20 protein-coding genes and 1 tRNA gene are annotated in these 18,208 nt (G+C 66.2%); 7 read left to right on the top strand and 14 right to left on the bottom strand.

The window, feature by feature from the left end; genetic code table 11:
• Nucleotides 1–168: 168 nt before the first annotated feature.
• Nucleotides 169–873 carry an envelope biogenesis lipoprotein LpqN gene (lpqN, locus tag AU192_RS21495; RefSeq protein ID WP_064399533.1) on the top strand — a complete coding sequence of 235 codons (705 nt, stop codon included), beginning with the start codon at nucleotides 169–171 and terminating at the stop codon, nucleotides 871–873.
• Between the two features lies 1 nt (nucleotide 874).
• Here the strand turns inward: lpqN and AU192_RS21490 are convergent, their stop codons facing one another.
• Both AU192_RS21490 and AU192_RS21485 read right to left on the bottom strand, forming a co-directional pair.
• On the bottom strand, nucleotides 875–1,693 hold the full coding sequence (locus AU192_RS21490; RefSeq protein ID WP_174523662.1) for a shikimate 5-dehydrogenase: 819 nt from the start codon (nucleotides 1,691–1,693) through the stop codon (nucleotides 875–877).
• Nucleotides 1,693–2,691 (bottom strand): GNAT family N-acetyltransferase, encoded by a 999-nt coding sequence (locus AU192_RS21485; protein ID WP_064399531.1) that lies wholly within the window; start codon nucleotides 2,689–2,691, stop codon nucleotides 1,693–1,695. The genes AU192_RS21490 and AU192_RS21485 overlap by 1 nt, the downstream gene beginning before the upstream one ends.
• Nucleotides 2,692–3,043: 352 nt before the next feature.
• Between AU192_RS21485 and AU192_RS21480 the strand changes: the two genes are divergently transcribed.
• Together AU192_RS21480 and AU192_RS21475 are read left to right on the top strand one after the other, a co-directional pair.
• Complete coding sequence (locus AU192_RS21480) at nucleotides 3,044–3,664, top strand: superoxide dismutase (RefSeq protein WP_064399530.1); 621 nt, start codon at nucleotides 3,044–3,046, stop codon at nucleotides 3,662–3,664.
• A gap of 54 nt (nucleotides 3,665–3,718) precedes the next feature.
• Nucleotides 3,719–4,519 carry an SDR family oxidoreductase gene (locus AU192_RS21475; protein ID WP_064399529.1) on the top strand — a complete coding sequence of 267 codons (801 nt, stop codon included), beginning with the start codon at nucleotides 3,719–3,721 and terminating at the stop codon, nucleotides 4,517–4,519.
• Between the two features lie 251 nt (nucleotides 4,520–4,770).
• Here AU192_RS21475 and AU192_RS21470 read toward each other — a convergent pair.
• The 5 genes from AU192_RS21470 to AU192_RS21450 form a co-directional block, all read right to left on the bottom strand.
• A tRNA-Ala gene (locus tag AU192_RS21470) sits at nucleotides 4,771–4,843 on the bottom strand.
• Between the two features lie 72 nt (nucleotides 4,844–4,915).
• Entirely contained in the window at nucleotides 4,916–5,920 is a 1,005-nt protein-coding gene (gene sepX / locus AU192_RS21465) for a divisome protein SepX/GlpR (protein WP_064399528.1), read from the bottom strand.
• Between the two features lie 221 nt (nucleotides 5,921–6,141).
• On the bottom strand, nucleotides 6,142–6,795 hold the full coding sequence (locus tag AU192_RS21460) for a GNAT family N-acetyltransferase (RefSeq protein ID WP_064399527.1): 654 nt from the start codon (nucleotides 6,793–6,795) through the stop codon (nucleotides 6,142–6,144).
• Between the two features lie 17 nt (nucleotides 6,796–6,812).
• Complete coding sequence (glp, locus tag AU192_RS21455; protein WP_064399526.1) at nucleotides 6,813–8,078, bottom strand: molybdotransferase-like divisome protein Glp; 1,266 nt, start codon at nucleotides 8,076–8,078, stop codon at nucleotides 6,813–6,815.
• Between the two features lie 28 nt (nucleotides 8,079–8,106).
• Complete coding sequence (locus AU192_RS21450; protein ID WP_064399525.1) at nucleotides 8,107–9,018, bottom strand: UTP--glucose-1-phosphate uridylyltransferase; 912 nt, start codon at nucleotides 9,016–9,018, stop codon at nucleotides 8,107–8,109.
• Nucleotides 9,019–9,094: 76 nt separating this feature from the next.
• On the opposite strand from AU192_RS21450, the gene AU192_RS21445 reads away from it, so the two are divergent.
• The 4 genes from AU192_RS21445 to mscL all read left to right on the top strand — a co-directional run bounded on the left by AU192_RS21445 (nucleotide 9,095) and on the right by mscL (nucleotide 11,412).
• Entirely contained in the window at nucleotides 9,095–9,709 is a 615-nt protein-coding gene (locus AU192_RS21445) for a 5-formyltetrahydrofolate cyclo-ligase (RefSeq protein ID WP_064399524.1), read from the top strand.
• Nucleotides 9,710–9,768: 59 nt separating this feature from the next.
• The gene (locus AU192_RS25255) at nucleotides 9,769–10,122 is read left to right on the top strand and encodes an FmdB family zinc ribbon protein (RefSeq protein WP_082695101.1); all 354 of its coding nucleotides are present in this window, start codon (nucleotides 9,769–9,771) and stop codon (nucleotides 10,120–10,122) included.
• Between the two features lie 69 nt (nucleotides 10,123–10,191).
• A complete protein-coding gene (locus AU192_RS21435; protein ID WP_064399522.1) occupies nucleotides 10,192–10,842 on the top strand; it encodes an SAF domain-containing protein in 651 nt (216 codons plus the stop codon).
• Between the two features lie 111 nt (nucleotides 10,843–10,953).
• Nucleotides 10,954–11,412, top strand: coding sequence for a large-conductance mechanosensitive channel protein MscL (mscL, locus tag AU192_RS21430; RefSeq protein ID WP_064399521.1), 459 nt, complete (start codon nucleotides 10,954–10,956; stop codon nucleotides 11,410–11,412).
• 61 nt (nucleotides 11,413–11,473) lie between these two features.
• On the opposite strand, the gene mspA (AU192_RS21425) is transcribed toward mscL, so the two are convergent.
• The 7 genes from mspA (AU192_RS21425) to AU192_RS21400 form a co-directional block, all read right to left on the bottom strand.
• Entirely contained in the window at nucleotides 11,474–12,118 is a 645-nt protein-coding gene (mspA, locus tag AU192_RS21425) for a porin MspA (protein ID WP_064399520.1), read from the bottom strand.
• Nucleotides 12,119–12,651: 533 nt separating this feature from the next.
• Nucleotides 12,652–13,296: a porin MspA gene (gene mspA / locus AU192_RS21420; RefSeq protein ID WP_064399519.1), complete on the bottom strand. Its 645-nt coding sequence runs from the start codon at nucleotides 13,294–13,296 to the stop codon at nucleotides 12,652–12,654.
• Nucleotides 13,297–13,666: 370 nt separating this feature from the next.
• Nucleotides 13,667–13,825 carry a hypothetical protein gene (locus AU192_RS25755; protein ID WP_165593332.1) on the bottom strand — a complete coding sequence of 53 codons (159 nt, stop codon included), beginning with the start codon at nucleotides 13,823–13,825 and terminating at the stop codon, nucleotides 13,667–13,669.
• Between the two features lie 52 nt (nucleotides 13,826–13,877).
• Nucleotides 13,878–14,423: a MogA/MoaB family molybdenum cofactor biosynthesis protein gene (locus tag AU192_RS21415; RefSeq protein WP_094286979.1), complete on the bottom strand. Its 546-nt coding sequence runs from the start codon at nucleotides 14,421–14,423 to the stop codon at nucleotides 13,878–13,880.
• Between the two features lie 23 nt (nucleotides 14,424–14,446).
• Nucleotides 14,447–15,817 (bottom strand): trypsin-like peptidase domain-containing protein, encoded by a 1,371-nt coding sequence (locus AU192_RS21410; RefSeq protein ID WP_064399518.1) that lies wholly within the window; start codon nucleotides 15,815–15,817, stop codon nucleotides 14,447–14,449.
• Nucleotides 15,818–16,002: 185 nt separating this feature from the next.
• Nucleotides 16,003–17,472, bottom strand: coding sequence for a HAMP domain-containing sensor histidine kinase (locus AU192_RS21405; RefSeq protein WP_064399517.1), 1,470 nt, complete (start codon nucleotides 17,470–17,472; stop codon nucleotides 16,003–16,005).
• Nucleotides 17,472–18,158 carry a response regulator transcription factor gene (locus tag AU192_RS21400; RefSeq protein ID WP_064399516.1) on the bottom strand — a complete coding sequence of 229 codons (687 nt, stop codon included), beginning with the start codon at nucleotides 18,156–18,158 and terminating at the stop codon, nucleotides 17,472–17,474. Before AU192_RS21400 ends, AU192_RS21405 begins: the two co-directional genes overlap by 1 nt.
• Between the last annotated feature and the right edge of the window lie 50 nt (nucleotides 18,159–18,208).

Genomic DNA, 18,208 nt, shown 5'->3' with positions numbered 1-18,208 from the left:
CGCCGCTGCTACGCAGACACCTCGTCACAGCTAACCACGCGGAAGCGCCGTAGCAAAATATTGTTCCGAACGGCAACATTGGTGTAACCGCTGTTACGCGCGTTTTCCACTGCAAATGCCGAAGGGCGGCCGTAGGCTACGGCGCAGACCCAACCGATGGAGGAGCAAATGGGCACGTCTATGAGAGCCGGCGTCATCGCGGTCGCGGCCGTGGCACTCGGCCTTGGCCTTGCCGGCTGCAGCTCTGACACCGAGGGCGAGGCGACGTCCGAGACGACGACCTCGGAGGAAGCGACCACATCGGAAACCAGTGCCTCACCCGCACCCACCACGTCTCCTCAAGCCCAAGGCGCCAATTACACGATCGTCGACTACATCCGCGAGAACGACATCACGGAGACCCCCGTCAAGCGCGGCGACCCCGCTTCGCCGACCATCGATCTGCCGATTCCGCCCGGCTGGAGCGACGCCGGGCCACGCAAACCTCAATGGGCTTATGCCGCAATAGTTTCCGATGACCCGGCCATGGCACAAGACCCCCCGACCATCATCGCACTGGTGTCGAAGCTGACCGGCAACGTCGACCCGGCGAAGATCCTCGAGTTCGCGCCCGGCGAGATCATGAACCTACCCGGATACGAAGGCGCACAGGAAGGCTCGCCGTCCACGCTCTCCGATTTCGATGCGGTGCAGATCGGCGGCACATATGCCAAAGACGGTGTCCTGCGGGCGATCGCCCAGAAGACCGTCGTGATCCCCGGCCAAGACGGGCTGTACGTCCTGCAGCTCAACGCCGACGGTCGCGAGGACCAGATGATGGCCCTGATGGACGCGACGTCGGTCATCGACGAACAGACCAAGATCACGCCCTGACTCAGGCGCGCGACACCGCCGACGCGGCCATCACCTGATCGGGCGTCGGCCGAACCCCGGTATAACGCTCGAACTGCTCGGCGGCCTGCAGCGCGATCACCTCAGCGCCGGTGATCACGCCGATGCCCGCCTCGCGCGCGGCTGTGATGAGCGGTGTCTCCGACGGCATCGCGACCACATCGAAGACGGTGTGCGCGTTGGCGATGGTTTCTCCGCCGAACGCCGTCCCGTTGGCCTCACGCCCACCGGCCATCCCCACAGGAGTGACGTTGACCAGTACGTCCGCGGTGTGCGCGCCGACCTCGGCGAGGTAGTCGTAGCCGAGCCGGTCGGCCATTGAACGACCGGTTTCAGGATTCCTGGCCACGATGGTGCCGTGGTCGAATCCGGCGTCGCGGAACGCGGTCCCGACCGCACTGGCCATCCCCCCGCTGCCGTAGATGAGCACGGACTGTGCCGGTTGCAAACCGTGTTCGGCGATAAGCCCCTGCACCGCAAGGTAATCGGTGTTCGAGGCGGTGAGCCGACCGTCGTCGTTGACGATCGTGTTGACGGCGCCAATGGAGCGAGCCGACTGCTCGATGTCGTCGACCAGCCCCAGCACATCCTGCTTGAACGGCATCGACACCGAACAACCGCGGATGCCCAACGCCCGCACTCCCCCGATCGCAGCGGCGATATCCGTTGTGGTGAAAGCCTTGTAGATGAAGTCCAGGCCGAGCAGGTCGTAGAGGTAGTTGTGGAACCGGGTGCCGATGTTGCTCGGCCGACCCGCCAACGAGATGCACAGCCTGGTGTCCTTGGACAGCGGAACGCGCATCAGCCGACCGCCCGCACGACCTGAGTGACCATATCGCGGATCTGCCTGGTCAGTTCCGTCGAGAACGGCGGATTGGCCGGGCGCGGCACGTCGATGGTCGTGGTGACCACCCCGAGGTCATCTCGCTGCCAGTGTGCGCCGTGGCGGGTGAGGATGGTACGCATGGGGTAGTTCTCGGCGAGCACACGCGCGGTGAAACGTTGTACGCCAAGGCCTTTCGCCGCGATCGCGAGCGCCCCCATGAGAAACGATCCGATACCTTTGTTCTGGTATGCATCGGCGACGGTGAACGCGACCTCGGCGACGGCCGGATCCGCTTCGTCGCGAACGAGCCGCGCATCTGCGACCACCGATCCGTCGGGACCGTCGGTCATCACCCACACGAAGTGGTGTTCGTAGTCGACCTCGAACAGGTAGCGCATCAACGACCTGCTCGGAACGAGCATCGATTGGAAACGCCGGTACAGCGTCTCGCTGGAGAATTCGACGGGACCCCTTGATGTCCGTTCGTTGTCGCCCGGCAGCACCGGCCGCAAGAACAACTCCGTTTCGTCACGCATGCGGACCGAAACGGGGCTGACGTATGCGGCGAGGCGCTGTCGGGCGGTGCTCAGCAGCCGGTCGAGCATGCCGGGGATCTCGAGCAGGATCGCGAACGCGTCGCGCGCCCCGACCCAACCGCGCACCGGTTCGGTGGCGATCACCGTCGCGGTGCGGGTGGTGTCTCGCAGCAATGCGATCTCGCCGACGATCATGCCCGGCGTCAGTCGCGCGACGGTGTCGTGTCCGTCGTCTCCGACGTGCGTGACCTCGGCAGCGCCGGAGCCGATCAACAAGAAGGACAACGCGAGTTCGCCCTGGTGCATGAGTACCTGGCCGGAGGCGGCGTTCAGAGGCGTCAGCTGGGCCGCGAGCGGCACGAGATCCTCGGCCCGATAGCCACGAAAGATTTCCAGCGCAGTGAGTTCGTCGGCGCGAACGCCGGTCAGCCCGGCCACGTCACGAGGCTACGGGCTGCTCGTCGCCACGAGCAAGAAACCGAGCGGGTCACCGTCAGCCGCGTCGGTCGCACGGCAATCAATGAATCGATCGGCCAGCAAATCGTCGGGGTTGGCGCGGGTCGGCCGCGGCGCTCCGCCACCCGTCGGAAGACAAGTCGCTACATGATGTGCTGCATCGATGCATTCGGCGGCCGCCCGCAACCCCAAGTTAGCACAACATCTGAACACCTAGACAGGTATTGAGGCCGCGCCTAGGCTGGCGCGGAGGCCCTTCTGCGCGACGCCGAAGCCACGTGAAATCCGGGCCAGCGCGGGTACACAGCGTCGACCCCCTTCAGAAAGGAAGTTCATGGCCGAGTACACACTGCCTGATCTTGACTACGACTACGGTGCGTTGGAACCGCACATCTCGGGCCAGATCAACGAGATTCATCACAGCAAGCACCACGCCACCTATGTGAAGGGCGTCAACGACGCGATCGCCAAACTCGAAGAGGCCCGCGCCAACGGCGACCACGCCGCGATCTTCCTCAACGAGAAGAACCTCGCGTTCCACCTCGGTGGGCACGTCAACCACACGATCTGGTGGAAGAACCTCTCGCCGAACGGCGGTGACAAGCCGACCGGCGAGCTGGCTGCCGCGATCGACGACCAGTTCGGGTCGTTCGACAAGTTCCAGGCGCAGTTCGCCGCCGCCGCCAACGGCTTGCAGGGCTCCGGGTGGGGTGTGCTCGGCTACGACACCCTGGGTCAGCGCTTGCTCACCTTCCAGCTGTACGACCAGCAGGCCAACGTCCCCCTGGGCATCATCCCCCTGCTGCAGGTCGACATGTGGGAGCACGCGTACTACTTGCAGTACAAGAACGTGAAAGCCGACTACGTCAAGGCGTTCTGGAATGTAGTGAACTGGGAGGACGTCCAGAACCGGTTCGACGCGGCCACCAGCAAGGCATCCGGGCTCATCTTCTAGTCTCTAGCGGGGCGGCCTCGCGCGCCGCCACGGCGATGATGGAGGCGCTTGTCGATGAGTGACGGTCAGTTCAGCACGCATACAGAGCTTTTCGATCTCACCGGCAAGCGCGCCGTCGTCACCGGCGGCACGAGCGGCATTGGCGTGATGATGAGCCGCGGTCTGCTGCAGGCCGGTGCCAGCGTGGTGATCAGCTCGCGAAAGGCCGACGCCTGCGAAAGGGCACAGGAAGAATTGTCCCGTTTCGGCCAGGTGCGCGCGATACCTGCGGACCTCTCACGACACGACGAGTGCCTTCGGCTTGCCGACGAGGTGACCGGTGGCGGCGAGCCGGTGCACATCCTCGTCAACAACGCGGGTGCGACCTGGGGCGAGCCACTGGAGAGCTTCCCCGATTCCGGGTGGGACAAAATCCTCAACGTCAACGTCAAGTCGCCGTTCTGGCTCGTTCAGGCGTTCCTGCCCGCGCTTCGTGCCGCAGGCACCGCGGACGATCCGGCCCGGATCATCAACCTCGGCAGCGTCGACGGCATCCGGGTGCCCGAGCTGCCGACGTACTCCTACAGCGCCAGCAAGGCGGCCGTTCATCATCTCACCCGTGTACTCGCCCGCGAACTGGGGCCACAGCACATCACGGTCAATGCCGTTGCGCCAGGGGCGTTCCCGTCGAAGATGATGGCCGCGACCTTGGATGCGTTCGGAGATGAGATCGCAGCGTCGGCGCCGCTGCGACGGATCGGGCGCGACGACGACATGGCCGGGATCGCGGTCTACCTCGCCAGTCGCGCAGGAGCGTTCCTGACCGGGGCGATCATCCCCGTCGACGGCGGACTGGCCACGACTGCGAGCAAGTGACTCGAGGGCGACGGGCAGCGAGGCAGAGCTGTCTGCTCAACAAAGAGGTTGACCCCGCCGACCGCCTCGCGGGTGGCACCGGTGCAACCCTCACCGATCGCCACCCACTGCCGCGAACTGTGCCCCACTTCGCAAGTCGGTAAACCGAGCCATAAAGCGAAGGTGGGTCGTCACGCCGGCCGCGAGATTCCGGTGGTCTCGGTGCAATCATCGGGCTGCGGAAACCTCGACTCTGACCTGATCAAACTCTGTGGAGCTAAGGGGAATCGAACCCCTGACCTACTCGATGCGAACGAGTCGCGCTACCAACTGCGCCATAGCCCCTGATACCGGTAGCAGGCTACCAGTCACCGGACGGCCGCCGAAAATCGACGGCCCCGATTTCCTGCGGCGGCCTTACTGCCCCGCCGCCCGCGGCAGGTCGAAGTGCCGCGCAAACGGCGCGTAGTCCAGATGCTCGAAGATCGGATCCTCGTCGTCGATCTCCAGCACCACCGAACCCGGCCGCCGCAAGCGCGCAGGCACCACGTCGAACTCGCGGTCATCGGTGTTCTCGACGCCCAGCCGCGAGCGAGCGATGCGCTGCGCACGCCTGCGACGCAGCCGCTCCTCGATCCGGGTCTGCCGCCGCAGGTAGCCCAGGTACAGCACGGTGAATCCGCTGACCGCGCCGCACAGCCACCACAACGTCGGGCTCAGCGTGAACGCCGCTGCCGCCGTCGTTACCAACAGCACGCCGAGCGCCGTCAACATCCGCTTGCGGAACCGGTACTTGCGCTCGCTGACCGCCGCTGCGGTCTTGGATTCGTGCCTGCGCCGGCGCGCCTCGGACAGCGAGTCGGCCATCCGCAGGTCTGCTTCGGACGGCGCTTCCAAGCCGGACGAGTCGTCGACGGTCTCGTACTCGTCGTCGGCGTCGACGTCCTCGGCTTCCTGCTCATCGACGGCCGCGTCGTCGACCGCCTCTTCCGCCGGCTCGTCGAATTGCAGTGTCAGCTCTTCTTTTTCGGCTTCCGGACGGTTGGACACCCCGACGGGCAGGGCACCGGAGTCTTCGCCGATGACATCGACGTCGAGGTAGTCGGGTTCCGTCTTCTCCTCGACGGCGACCGCGGCGGCTCGCACCACCGCGCGGCTGCTGACGGGTTCGGCTTCGGGTTCGATCTCCTCGTCGAGGTCTTCTTCGGTGGGGCGCCAGTCCGGATCGCTGGCATGGCCGGCGGCCGGACCGCGTCGTTTCAGAAGCCGCGCATTGCGGCCGCTGTTGAGCACGCGTGTGGACAGCGCGACATCACTGGTCCGGCGCACGGTGTCGCGCTTGCTGATCAGCATCGGCACGAGCACGAAGAGCCAGAGAACGACGAGAGATATCCACAGAAGGGATTGGGGGATGCTTGGCATGTCGCCTGCTCCTTTCCCCTAAAGGCTAGGTCTGTGACCTGCGCATCCGTGGGCGGCGCGCCGAAGCAATTACACACCTGTAATTCGCACAAGACAAGCACCAACAGTCACAAATGTCACATTGGTAACAGCGGAGAGCGTCCGGTTTTCGCGAGACGTACACCAGGGCGGTGTTTCGCCGTCGTTCGCGACCCTGTTGTACGTCTCGCGAAATCACACGACTAAGCCCACTCGGCGCGGCCCTCCCGCACCAGCGTCGCGGCCGCGGATCCGGCGACCTCTTCGATCGTGATGGCCACCAGCAGGTGATCGCGCCAGGCGCCGTCGACATCGAGATACCTGCGCAGCAGCCCTTCCTCCCGAAAGCCGACCTTCGCCAAAACCGCACGGCTAGCAGCGTTTTCCGGGCGCACCGTCGCCTCGACCCGGTGCAGTCCCACTGGACCGAAACAATGGTCGACCCCTAACGCCAAGGCCGCTGTCGCGACGCCGCCGCCGTTCACCGCCTTGGCCACCCAGTACCCGATCCAGGCCGATCGCAGTGCCCCGTACGTGACGTTGCCGATCGTGAGCTGCCCGCAGAACTGGTCGTCCAGTTCGATCACGAAGGGCACCATCCGGCCCTTGCGAGCCTCGGACCGCAGCCCCGAACACACCGAGGGCCACGACGTGATCGCGTGTCGCGTCTCCCAGTCCACACCGGCAGCCGGTTCCCACGGTTCCAAGTGCGCGCGGTCGGCCAGCCTGATGCGGCTCCACTGGGCGCCGTCTCGCAGCCGGACCGGACGCAACCGCACGACGCCGGCGGCCACACGCAGCGGACCCGCGGACATGGGCCAACCCGGGTGTACCGAACTCGACCGCCACAGGTTCACGTCGACACCCGCGCGGATCAGCCGCGTTGTGCCAGGAAAGCGACGTCGACGATCTCGCCGGTACGGACCGATTCGGCTTCGGTGGGCACGATGACGAGACAGTTCGCCTCGGCCAGTGTGGCCAGCAAGTGCGACGCGCCAGGCGCACCGCCGAGCGCCTGGACGAGGTACTCGCCGGTGTCCTGATCCCGCATGAGTTGACCGCGCAGATATCCCGTCCGTCCCGCGACCGACTCGATCGGCGACAACGCGCGGGCCTGCACGATGCGGCGGTGCGCATGCCGCTTGCCCAGCGACAACCGGATCAGTGGACGCACCATGACCTCGAACACCACCAGCGCGCTGACCGGGTTGGCGGGCAACAGGAACACCGGAACGCCGTCGCGGCCCAGTTGGCCGAACCCCTGCACCGAGCCGGGGTGCATGGCGATACGGGTCACCTCCATCTCCCCGAGCTCGGCGAGCACCGAACGCACCCCCTCGGCGGCCGCCCCGCCGACCGCCCCGGCGATGACGACCACCTCGGCGCGGTTGAGCTGACCCTCGACGACTTCGCGCAGCCGCTTGGGGTCGGTGTCGACGATGCCGACCCGGTTCACCTCGGCGCCCGCGTCACGCCCCGCGGCGGCCAGCGCGTAGGAGTTCACGTCGTACACCTGACCGTTGCCCGGTGTGCGGGAGATGTCGACAAGTTCACCGCCCACGCACATAACGGACAACCGCGGCCGCGGATGCACCAGGACCCGCTCCCTGCCGACCGCGGCCAGCAGGCCGACCTGCGCCGCGCCGATGATCGTGCCCGACCGCACCGCGACGTCGCCCGGTTGGACATCGTCGCCCGTTCGCCGGACATAGGCGCCCGAGCGCACGCCACGCAGCACCCTCACCCGCGCATCGCCGCCGTCGGTCCAGCGCAGCGGCAGCACCGCGTCGGCGAGCGTCGGCATCGGCGCGCCGGTCTGGACCCGCGCGGCCTGACGCGGCTGCAGTCTGCTCGGGGTCCGGGCGCCGGCCTCGATCAGTCCCATCACCGGCAGGCTCACTTCGCCGTCGGTCGGCTCTTCTGAGTCTCCGGCGTCACCGGCCTCGCCGACGCCGAGCACGTCGACGCTGCGGACCGCGTACCCGTCGATCGCGGCCTGATCGAATCCGGGCAGCGGCCGCTCGGTGACTACTTCCTCGGCGCACATCAACCCCTGCGCCTCGGCTATCGCCACCCGTACCGGCCGCGGCGCCACCGCCGCAGCCGCAACGCGTGCCTGCTGTTCTTCGACCGAACGCACTGCACCCCTATCTATGCGTCGGGGCTCATCAGCAGTCGATCAGCCCCAATCGCTCCACCAACCACCGCCGGAGTTCCGGCCCGTAGTCATCGCGCTTCAACGCAAAGTCAACCGCAGCCTTGAGGTAGCCTCCGGGATTTCCGAGGTCGTGTCGAGAGCCACGGTGCACGACGACATGCACCGGGTGCCCCTCGTTGATGAGCAACGCGACGGCGTCGGTCAGCTGGATCTCACCGCCCGCGCCGCGCGGAACGCGCCGCAGCGCATCGAAGATGGCCCGGTCTAGGACGTATCGACCGGCCGCGGCGTACGGCGACGGGGCGTCCTCGGCCTTCGGCTTCTCGTACATCCCCTTCACGCGCAACACGTTGGGGTTGTTCGTGTCGGAGACGGGTTCGACGTCGAAGACGCCGTAAGCACTGATCTCGTCGCGTGGCACTTCGATCGCACACAGCACAGAACCGCCGCGTTTGGCCCGCACCTTCGACATGGTCTCCAGCACGCCGGTCGGCAGCACGAGGTCGTCGGGCAACAACACCGCGATCGCGTCCTCTTCGGGGCTCAGCTTCGGTTCCACGCAGCTGACGGCGTGGCCGAGGCCCAGCGGCTCGGCCTGAACCACCGACTCGACCTTGATGAGGGCAGGTGCGCGCCTCACCTTCTCCAGCATCGACTTCTTGCCGCGGGCCTCCAAGGTGCCCTCGAGCACGAGGTCCTCCACGAAATGCGCGACGACCCCGTCCTTGCCCTCGGACGTGATGATGATCAGCCGTTCCGCGCCCGCCTCGGCCGCTTCCGCGGCGACGAGCTCGATGCCCGGTGTGTCGACGACCGGTAGCAGCTCCTTGGGGACCGTTTTGGTGGCCGGCAGGAACCGAGTGCCCAGGCCCGCCGCAGGAACGACCGCCGTGTGGGGGATCGAGACCAGAGGCCGTGTCATCGTTCACACACTAACGTCCATGGGCAGGTTGAACGTTGCGAGGTCGGGCGTGTTGAGACCGATTGGGGAAGATGACGTGAGCGCGACCAAGGCGGAACTGCGGGCCTCGATTCTGGTGGCCCGCCGGGCCCTGCCCGCGCACGAGCACGACGCCGATGCGCACGCGTTGACCGAGCATGTGCCAGCACTCGTCTCGGCCGAGACGACTGTCTGCGCCTACGTTCCGGTCGGCTCCGAGCCCGGCTCCCACGAGATGATCGACGTCCTTCACCGGCACGGTGTGCGGGTGCTGCTGCCGGTCGCCAGGTACGACGTCGCGGGTATCGCGCAGCCGTTGCAGTGGGGCGAGTACGCGCCCGGCGAATTGGCGGAGGGACGGTTCGGTCTTCTGGAACCCGAAGGGCCACGGCTCGAGCCCGAGACCATCGCGCTAGCCACGACATTGTTGATTCCCGCACTTGCGGTCGATCGCGGCGGTGTGCGGCTGGGCCGCGGTGCCGGCTTCTACGACCGGTCGCTGCGCTTGGCGTCGCGGTCGGCGCGGTTCGTGGCGGTCGTGCGCGACGACGAACTCGTCGAGAGGCTGCCCGCCGAACCGCACGACGTGTCGATGACACACGCGCTGACACCGCGACGCGGGCTGGTGGCTCTCGGCCGAGCGACTGGGCCGGGAATGACGCACGCCACGTAGCGGTTCTAGCACTTGAGCCGGTAGAGTGCTAACAGATCTGACCACCAGGGAGGGGTCCCGTGCCTACGTATTCCTATGCGTGCACCGAGTGCGGCGACAAGTTCGACGCAGTCCAGGCGTTCAGCGACGCCTCGCTGACCACGTGCAAGAAGTGCAACGGCCGGCTGCGCAAGCTGTTCGGGAACGTGGGCGTGGTGTTCAAGGGCAGCGGCTTCTACCGCACCGACAGCCGTGAATCCGCCAAGAGCTCGTCGAACGGCTCGAGCAACGGGTCCGGCTCCTCGGAGTCGAGTTCCTCGTCGGAGAAGACTTCGTCGTCGGAGAAGAAATCGTCGGACTCGGGGAGTTCGAGCACCTCTAGCAGTTTCTCGGGTTCGTCCAGCTCTCCGGCAGCGGCCGCCGCATCGAGCTGACGCTCGAAGTTATCCACAGGACGGCGAGTACCTCGCCCACCCTCCCGATGCGCTGCCTAACTTGGCCGCATGGGGGACTCACTCAATCCGTCGCCGCTGAATCGGATCACCGAGATTCTGCGGCCCGATTGGACACGCACGGTACTGGCCCGCCGCATCGCTGCGGGCGCTCTTGTGGTGCTCGCCGCTATTGCCGCGGTGCGTCCCGATCCCGATGACCAGCACGTCGACGCCGTCGTTGCCGCGCGCGATCTGAGCCCGGGAAGCGAGCTGACCGCCGACGATGTTCGTCGTGAAAAGCTCGATGCCGCAACGGTTCCCGACGGTGTTCAGACTGATGCCGCCGCCGTCGTCGGCGCCACACTGGCCGGCCCCGTCCGCCGGGGCGAAGCGCTCACCGACGTCCGCCTCCTGACGCCCAGGCTCGCCGAAGGAGCGGCGGGCCCGACCGCGCGCATCGTGCCGCTGTCGCTCGACGAGACCGCGGTGCTCGATCTGATCCGCCCGGGCGACGTGGTCGACGTGCTGGCCGCCGGCGGCGAACCCGATACCCGTCCGCGGGTGGTGGCCAGCGACGCGATCGTCGTGTTGGTGTCCGAAAAGCCCACGGCGACAGGCGCAGGCGCCGATCGCGTGGTTCTGGTGGCGCTGCCCGCCCACGCCGCCAACGAGGTGGCCGCCGCGACACTGGTGGAGACGGTGACGCTCACCCTGCACTGAAAGCGGGGCCGCTAGTACCCCCTACACGGGGTATTCCTGCCCTGTCCGGTGGCAACGCGGCTAACGTGCGTAGCTGTCGACCACATACCAGGCAGGGAGGATCTGAGACAAATGTTGAAGGGCTTCAAAGATTTCCTCGCCAGAGGCAACATCGTCGACCTCTCGGTCGCGGTGGTCATCGGTACGGCGTTCACGGGACTGGTCACCAAGTTCACCGACAGCATCATCGAGCCGCTGATCAGCCGCATCGGCGCGGGTGGTGAATCCGACTACGGCATTCTGCGCATCGGCATCGGCGGGGGCCAGACGATCGACCTGAATGTTCTGCTGTCCGCCGCAATCAACTTCATCCTGGTTGCGGCCGTCGTGTACTTCCTCGTCGTGCTGCCGTACAACCGGCTGCGCAAGAAGGGCGAAGTCGAGCAGGCCCAGGACACCGAGCTGACCCTGCTCACCGAGATCCGCAACATCCTCGCCGAGACCAACGGATCCTCCGGCGCACACAGCGCTGCCCCCGGCGCCGGTCCCGACCCCGACACCGCGAAGACCACGAGCGCCGACAAAACCTGATCGCAACGGAACAGCCCCCGGAGGGTTCCGGGGGCTGTTCTGTTGCTCGGGAGAGCGTTTGTCAGTTCATGTTCCACGGCTCGCCGTAAGTGGTGACGCTGTCGCCGGCCGACGAGATCAGTCGAGCGAACGGGCGCAACAACACACCACCGGCAGCGCCGGTGACCGTGCCGTGCGCATTGGACACCGCCACACCGCCGTTGGCGCCGGCCACATCCACCGAGAAGGTCGCGACCTCCTGGATGCCCGGGCCGTTACCGAGATCGGCGCTGATCGACGCCCCGGGGAACAGGTTCGGGGTGGTCAAGAAGCCCGCGCTCGGGTCGAGGTTCGGCGGCGCCTGGTCGAGCAGAACGTTCGGGGTCGTGTAGCTGAAGTTGATGCCCACACCCAGCGACCACGGGAAGCCGATCTGATAGCCCAACTCCAACGTGCCCTCGAACTCATCGGCACCCGGGCCGGCCACGATGTACTTCGCGCGGCCACTGTGGAACCACTCACGAGTCAGCCGGTTGCGGTCAAGAGGGAACACACCGTTGAGGAAGGTGTCCCACTGCTGAATGGTCAGCGTCCGGTCCTTGCCGTCGACCAGACTCAACTCATTGTCCAGGCCTGCGTTAGAGGTGCCCGTGCTCACGAACAATGACGTGACGGCTCCAGCGATCGCCAAAACCAGCGCCATCAGCACCCGACCGAATACCTTCATGTTCTCCCTAGCTAGTCGATGCGGCCCCCCTGTGGACCCGCAACTGGTGTCAGCCGTAGCTGGCGCTAGCGCCGCACGACGCATGAGTGCCATTTGAGCAAATGAGAGACCTCATGCTGCTCTAATGTTTCGCTCATCCGTTGACACGAGGAACATAACGGCGCTGACGGAAACCGGCAACGCGAAAGCGTGAGCCTCATCCGCGAAGCCCCGGCTATTCCCGCACGGTTCATTTCGGCTCAGCGCGCGAATAAGGCTTGTCACGAGCGGATTCCGCCGCCCTTTCGCGGGTATTGTGGGACTTCAAGCTCATCGTTTCGGGCGGGTGGGCGTCCGCGACGTGTGCTGCGGCACACCTGACCTCGATGCCAGCCATGATCACAGTTTCGGTGCTGTAACGCGCAGTGATCAAGATCACTAGCAAAGTGCTTTTGCTGTTTACCTAATGGCAACGTCCTGTTCCGCCGACAGCCAGAAACAAGACAGCCCCCGGAGATTCCCGGGGGCTGTTCTGTTGCTCGGGAGAGCGTCTGTCAGTTCATGTTCCACGGCTCGCCGTAAGTGGTGACGCTGTCGCCGGCCGACGAGATCAGTCGAGCGAACGGACGCAACAACACACCACCGGCAGCGCCGGTGACCGTGCCGTGCGCATTGGACACCGCCACACCGCCGTTGGCGCCGGCCACATCCACCGAGAAGGTCGCGACCTCCTGAATACCCGGGCCGTTACCGAGATCGGCGCTGATCGACGCCCCGGGGAACAGGTTCGGGGTGGTCAAGAAGCCCGCGGACGGATCCAGGTTCGGCGGCGCCTGGTCGAGCAACACGTTGGGGGTCGTGTAGCTGAAGTTGATGCCCACACCCAGCGACCACGGGAAGCCGATCTGATAGCCCAACTCCAACGTGCCCTCGAACTCATCGGCACCCGGGCCGGCCACGATGTACTTCGCGCGGCCACTGTGGAACCACTCACGAGTCAGCCGGTTGCGGTCAAGAGGGAACACACCATTGAGGAAGGTGTCCCACTGCTGGATCGTCAGCGTCCGGTCCTTGCCGTCGACCAGACTCAACTCATTGTCCAGCCCCGCCTGAGAGGTGCCCGAACTCACGAACAACGACGCGAGGGCTCCAGCTATCGCCAAAACCAGCGCCATCAGCACCCGACCCAAAACCTTCATAATCTCCCTAGCTATGTCGGCGGTCAGCCCTCGGCTCACCGTGCTCTGCAGTTGGCGCCTGGCACACCTCTGGTCCCAGCGGCACGAAGCCTCTGCGACCAGACGAGAGATCTCACTTGTCGCTGTTACGTGCTGTTCATCGTTTGTGACACGAGGAACATAACGGTCGGGCACAAACCCGGCAACGGGAGATCGCTGTACGAATGCGGAACGTTACCGGACCTGCTGGTTTGCCGAGGAGTCAGCCGGGTACTCGCCGTCGACCTGTCATCTGCGCATAACGCGGACCGATCGGTGAAGTCGGGAAAGGACCAGCGCCGCTGCGCTTGAAAATGCAACAAGGCTGGTCGCGCGGTGTCGGCTCGATGAGTCAATTGTGATGCGGCGGACGATTTTCGCGCAGCCAACGCTCGCGCTCGGCGTTCTCGTCGGTCGTCGGGGCGTCGCGCTCATCGCCCGAAATTCTCGGGATGACCTCGCCGAAGACGTCGTCGAGTGATTCGCGGTCAGGCCTCTGCCGCTCACCCACGAGAACGCCCAATTGTGATTAAGATCACATCTCTGAACTTACGCGCGGCGGGTCAGATGTCGAGGCTCGACAGCTGACCGATGATCTGGACCGCGAGCGGATTGAGGGTCGCCATCCCATCGCGGACCGCCGCACGGGAACCGGCAAGGTTGACCACCAGGGTGCTGCCCGAGATGCCGGCGAGGCCACGGGAAACACCCGCATCGATCATCCCCGCGGACAACCCCGAGGCGCGCAAGGCCTCCGAGATCCCGAGCAGTTCACGGTCGAGAATGTCGCGGGTGGCTTCGGGCGTCACGTCGCGGGGGGTGACACCCGTTCCGCCGACCGACACCACGAGGTCCACCCCGCCGATGACCGCGGTGTTGAGAGCGTTGCGAATCTCGACCTCGTCGGACGACACGACGACGACCCCGTCGACGACGAACCCGGCCTCCGTGAGCAGTTCGGTGACCAGCGGACCGCTGTGGTCCTCCTCGTCGCCGTGTGCGGTGCGGTCGTCGACCACGACGACCAGCGCTCGGCCCACCAACTCCCCTGGCTGCTCCATGACTGCAACCGTATATGCGGCCCGTGACAGCGGCGCGGCCACTCTCAGGGTGCTCACGTCGGTCGGCGCCATCACTGCTGCGCCTTACCCAGCGTGACCTGGACCGACTTCGGCTTGCCCGACGGGTCGAGATACGACAGCGTGACCTTTTCCCCAGGCGCCCTGGAGCGGATGGCGGCGACCAGCGCATCGGCGCTGCCGATCACCCGGTCGTCGACCTTGGTGACAACGACCCCGCTGGGTAGCCCTGCCGCGGCAGCAGCGCCACCGTCAGTCACCTCGACGATCCGAGCGCCGTCGATCGACGCGTCGTTGCCGACCTGCACACCCAGCGACGCGTGCGCGGCGGTGCCGTTCTTGATCAATTCGTCGGCGATCCTCTTGGCCTGGTCCACCGGGATCGCGAAGCCGAGGCCGATCGAACCGCTCTGCGCCGCAGGCCCTGCGTCGGCGCCCAGTGTGGCGATGGCGGAGTTGACGCCGATCAGCTCACCGTTCATGTTGACCAGCGCGCCACCGGAGTTGCCGGGGTTGATCGCGGCATCGGTCTGGATCGCGTCCAAGACGGTGTTCTGATTACGAGCGTCGCCGCTGGCGGCGACGGGACGGTTCAGCGCGCTGATGATCCCGGTCGTGACGGTGCCCTCGAGGCCGAGCGGTGAACCGACGGCGACCACGTCCTGACCCACCTGCAGGTTGGCCGACGAACCGATGGTGATGGGGGTGAGGTCGGAGACGCCCTGAGCCTTCACCACGGCGATGTCGCTACTCGGGTCGGTGCCGATGACGGTGAACGGGGCGCTGCGACCGTTCGAGAAGGTCACCTTGGTCTGGGCCCCGCCCGGGCCCGCCGAGGGGCCACTGGGACCGCCGGGACCGCCCTGGGCCGCCGACACCACGTGGTTGTTGGTCAGGATCAATCCGTCGGAGGACAGGATGATGCCCGACCCCTCTTCGGATGCCCGCCCCATGTCCGTCTCGAGCTTGACGACGCTCGGAACCACCTTCGCCGCGACCTGCTCCACCGAACCCACCGGCAGGCTGGCAGCGGGCACACTGGGCGCCGCGCCGTCGATCGATGACGATGCCGAGGGCCGGTCGGGCTGCGCCAGCAGCGCCACCCCCCCGCCGATGCCGGCCGACACGACCGCCACGGCAAGCGTTCCAGCCGTCAATGCCCCTGCGCGGGAACGCTTTTGCGGCGGCTGACCGGGCAGCGGCTGAGCCGCGCCGCGGTAGGGATCGTAAGGCGAGCGGAACTGCTGCTGGGTCGGATGCTGATGAGCCGCTTGCTGCTGCGTCGCATAGCGCCAGTCGTAGGGCTGCTGCTGGTAAGGGCCGGGGCGCTGAACGCCGCCAGGGTAGCCGGGCGTCCCATGCTCAGCGCCCATCGGCCGACGGCCGGGCGGCGGGGGCGGCGAATACCTCGGGTGATTCGTCATGTCGCTCGGGCTCTTCCTTTTCCCTCGTTCTTTGCGTGTTCCGACCAAATGGACAACGTTCGACTCAGGTCAACAGTGCCCCGTCGGGCTGAGAATCCACTTAGAGAACGTTCGGTTGATACCCAAACTTCGTTCCCCCATTCCCGCCGCTGTCAATCATCGTTGACACTTCGGCCCGTGCCGGGCTACTCGGCAGGGGCGTGTCGGGGAACGACCCACTCGGCGGCGTGATCATGCGCGGGCCGCCCCGGCAGCACGACGTGCATCGATGTACCCGGGGGTCGCCCGCCTGCAACGGTGTCTTCGATTCGCAGCGAACCGCCGTGTTTGAGCACGACCTGCTTCACGATCGCCAATCCGAGGCCCGAGCCCGACATCGACCGGGCCGTTGTGGACCGGTAGAACCGCTCGAACACCAGCGGACGCTCCTGAGGAGGAATGCCGGGGCCGTAATCGGAGACCACCAACTCGGCGTTCATCGCGTCGATCTGCATCAGTCGAACCGTCACCAGGCCGCCGGGAGGGCTCCATTTCGCGGCGTTGTCGAGCAGGTTGAGCACGGCGCGCGCCAAGCCGGCCGAGTCACCGTAGACCAACCACGGTGTGGTCGTCGCCTCGAACTCGATGTCGTTGCGGCGGCGTCGAACTCGTTCCAGCGACCGGTCCACGATCTCGGCGACGTCGACCATCTCGTGCACGGTGACACCCGCGTCGTCGCGCGTCAGGTCCACCAGATCACCGACCAGCGTGGACAATTCCTCGATCTGGGCGATCACGTCTGCCCGCAGTTCGGCCATCTCGTCCTCCGGCAACCGCGGCGCACCGGGTGCCATCGACGCCATCAACAGTTCGACGTTCGTGCGCAACGACGTCAGCGGCGTGCGCAGCTCATGGCCGGCATCGGTCACGAGGCGGGCCTGGCGTTCGCGCGACTCCGCCAGCGCGCGCAACATCATGTTGAACGCCTCGGTGAGACGGGCGAGTTCGTCGCTGCCGAACACCGGGATGGGCCGCAGGTCATCCGTGCGCGCGACGCGCTCGGCGGCCTGGGTCAACCGCGCCACAGGACGTAGGCCCGCACGCGCGACGGCACCACCCGCGATCGCGGCAACCGCAACCCCGATCCCGCCGACGATGATCAGCACCGTGCTCAACCGTCGCAGCAGCGCGGCGGTGGGGACCATGCTCTTGGAGATCAACAGCGAGCTGTCGTTGGACAGGTGCATCGCGAGCACCCGCTGATGATCGACGGTGCGCAGCGACATGATCAGATCCCCTCGCAGGACGGCCTTTTCGGGCTCGCCCAGCGGCAGCGTCTGCCCCTGTTGGTTGGCCGTGAAAATCGCTCGGCCGGGGATCACCAGCATCGCGTTGACGTCCGAGTACGCGGTGCCTTCGATGGCCTTGCTCGGATCGGCTTGCAGCGAGCCGCTTTCCATGAGCAACCGTGCCCGGTTGCGCAGTTGATTGTCGACGTCGTCGTACAACGCGCGCGACACCACCGCCCAGACCGCAACCGTGGTCAGGACAACGACCATCGCCACCATCGACATCGCCAGCAGCATCACACGCCACCGCAGCGACACCGAACTGGTTCTCGAGGGCGGTCGAGGCGATTCGGATTGGGGCACAGCCCCGTGATTCGGAACAGACATCAGGGAGGTGTTTCGCGCAGCACATAACCCACCCCGCGCACGGTGTGGATCAGTCGCGGCTCTCCTTCGGCTTCGGTCTTGCGGCGCAGGTAACCGACGTACACCTCGAGGGCATTACCGGACGTCGGGAAGTCGAAGCCCCACACCTCTTCGAGGATGCGACTGCGCGTCAGCACCCGGCGCGGATTGGCGATCAGCATCTCGAGAAGCGCGAATTCGGTGCGGGTCAGGCTGATTTGGCGTTGACCCCTGGTCACCTCGCGGGTGACAGGATCGAGCGTGAGATCGGAGAAGGTCATCGCGGCGGACTCCACGCCGTCGTCGGGGCCCGTGCGACGCAATAGCGCCCGCATCCGGGCCAACAACTCTTCGAGCGCGAACGGCTTGGGCAGGTAGTCGTCGGCTCCGGCGTCGAGACCCGCGACCCGTTCGGAGACGGAGTCGCGCGCCGTCAAGACCAGGATCGGCAGGTCGTCACCGGTGCTGCGGAGCTGACGGCACACCTCGAGGCCGTCCAGGCGCGGCATCATCACATCGAGCACCAGGGCATCGGGCCGATCGCTGGCGATTCGTTCCAGCGCCTCGACGCCGTCCCCGGCCAGTTCTACCGAGTATCCGTTGAACGACAGCGAACGGCGCAGCGACTCGCGCACCGCGCGATCGTCGTCGACGACAAGTATGCGCACAGCCACAGTGTCAACCCCCTGTCTGAGAGTGACCTGAGAGGCGCGCCGGA

It is taken from the genome of Mycobacterium lehmannii, from assembly GCF_001499925.1.
Lineage (GTDB): Bacteria > Actinomycetota > Actinomycetes > Mycobacteriales > Mycobacteriaceae > Mycobacterium > Mycobacterium lehmannii.
This window is presented reverse-complemented; position numbering and strand designations above follow the sequence as displayed.

What these genes read in the sequence shown, in the direction of transcription:
- AU192_RS21405 (WP_064399517.1), bottom strand. Translation starts at nt 17,472, where the DNA reads ATGTCTGTTCCGAATCACGGGGCTGTGCCCCAATCCGAATCGCCTCGA.
- mspA (WP_064399520.1), bottom strand. Translation starts at nt 12,118, where the DNA reads ATGAAGGTATTCGGTCGGGTGCTGATGGCGCTGGTTTTGGCGATCGCT.
- mspA (WP_064399519.1), bottom strand. Translation starts at nt 13,296, where the DNA reads ATGAAGGTTTTGGGTCGGGTGCTGATGGCGCTGGTTTTGGCGATAGCT.
- mscL (WP_064399521.1), top strand. Translation starts at nt 10,954, where the DNA reads ATGTTGAAGGGCTTCAAAGATTTCCTCGCCAGAGGCAACATCGTCGAC.
- lpqN (WP_064399533.1), top strand. Translation starts at nt 169, where the DNA reads ATGGGCACGTCTATGAGAGCCGGCGTCATCGCGGTCGCGGCCGTGGCA.
- AU192_RS21435 (WP_064399522.1), top strand. Translation starts at nt 10,192, where the DNA reads ATGGGGGACTCACTCAATCCGTCGCCGCTGAATCGGATCACCGAGATT.
- AU192_RS21490 (WP_174523662.1), bottom strand. Translation starts at nt 1,693, where the DNA reads ATGCGCGTTCCGCTGTCCAAGGACACCAGGCTGTGCATCTCGTTGGCG.
- AU192_RS21475 (WP_064399529.1), top strand. Translation starts at nt 3,719, where the DNA reads ATGAGTGACGGTCAGTTCAGCACGCATACAGAGCTTTTCGATCTCACC.
- AU192_RS21450 (WP_064399525.1), bottom strand. Translation starts at nt 9,018, where the DNA reads ATGACACGGCCTCTGGTCTCGATCCCCCACACGGCGGTCGTTCCTGCG.
- AU192_RS21410 (WP_064399518.1), bottom strand. Translation starts at nt 15,817, where the DNA reads ATGACGAATCACCCGAGGTATTCGCCGCCCCCGCCGCCCGGCCGTCGG.
- AU192_RS21480 (WP_064399530.1), top strand. Translation starts at nt 3,044, where the DNA reads ATGGCCGAGTACACACTGCCTGATCTTGACTACGACTACGGTGCGTTG.
- sepX (WP_064399528.1), bottom strand. Translation starts at nt 5,920, where the DNA reads ATGCCAAGCATCCCCCAATCCCTTCTGTGGATATCTCTCGTCGTTCTC.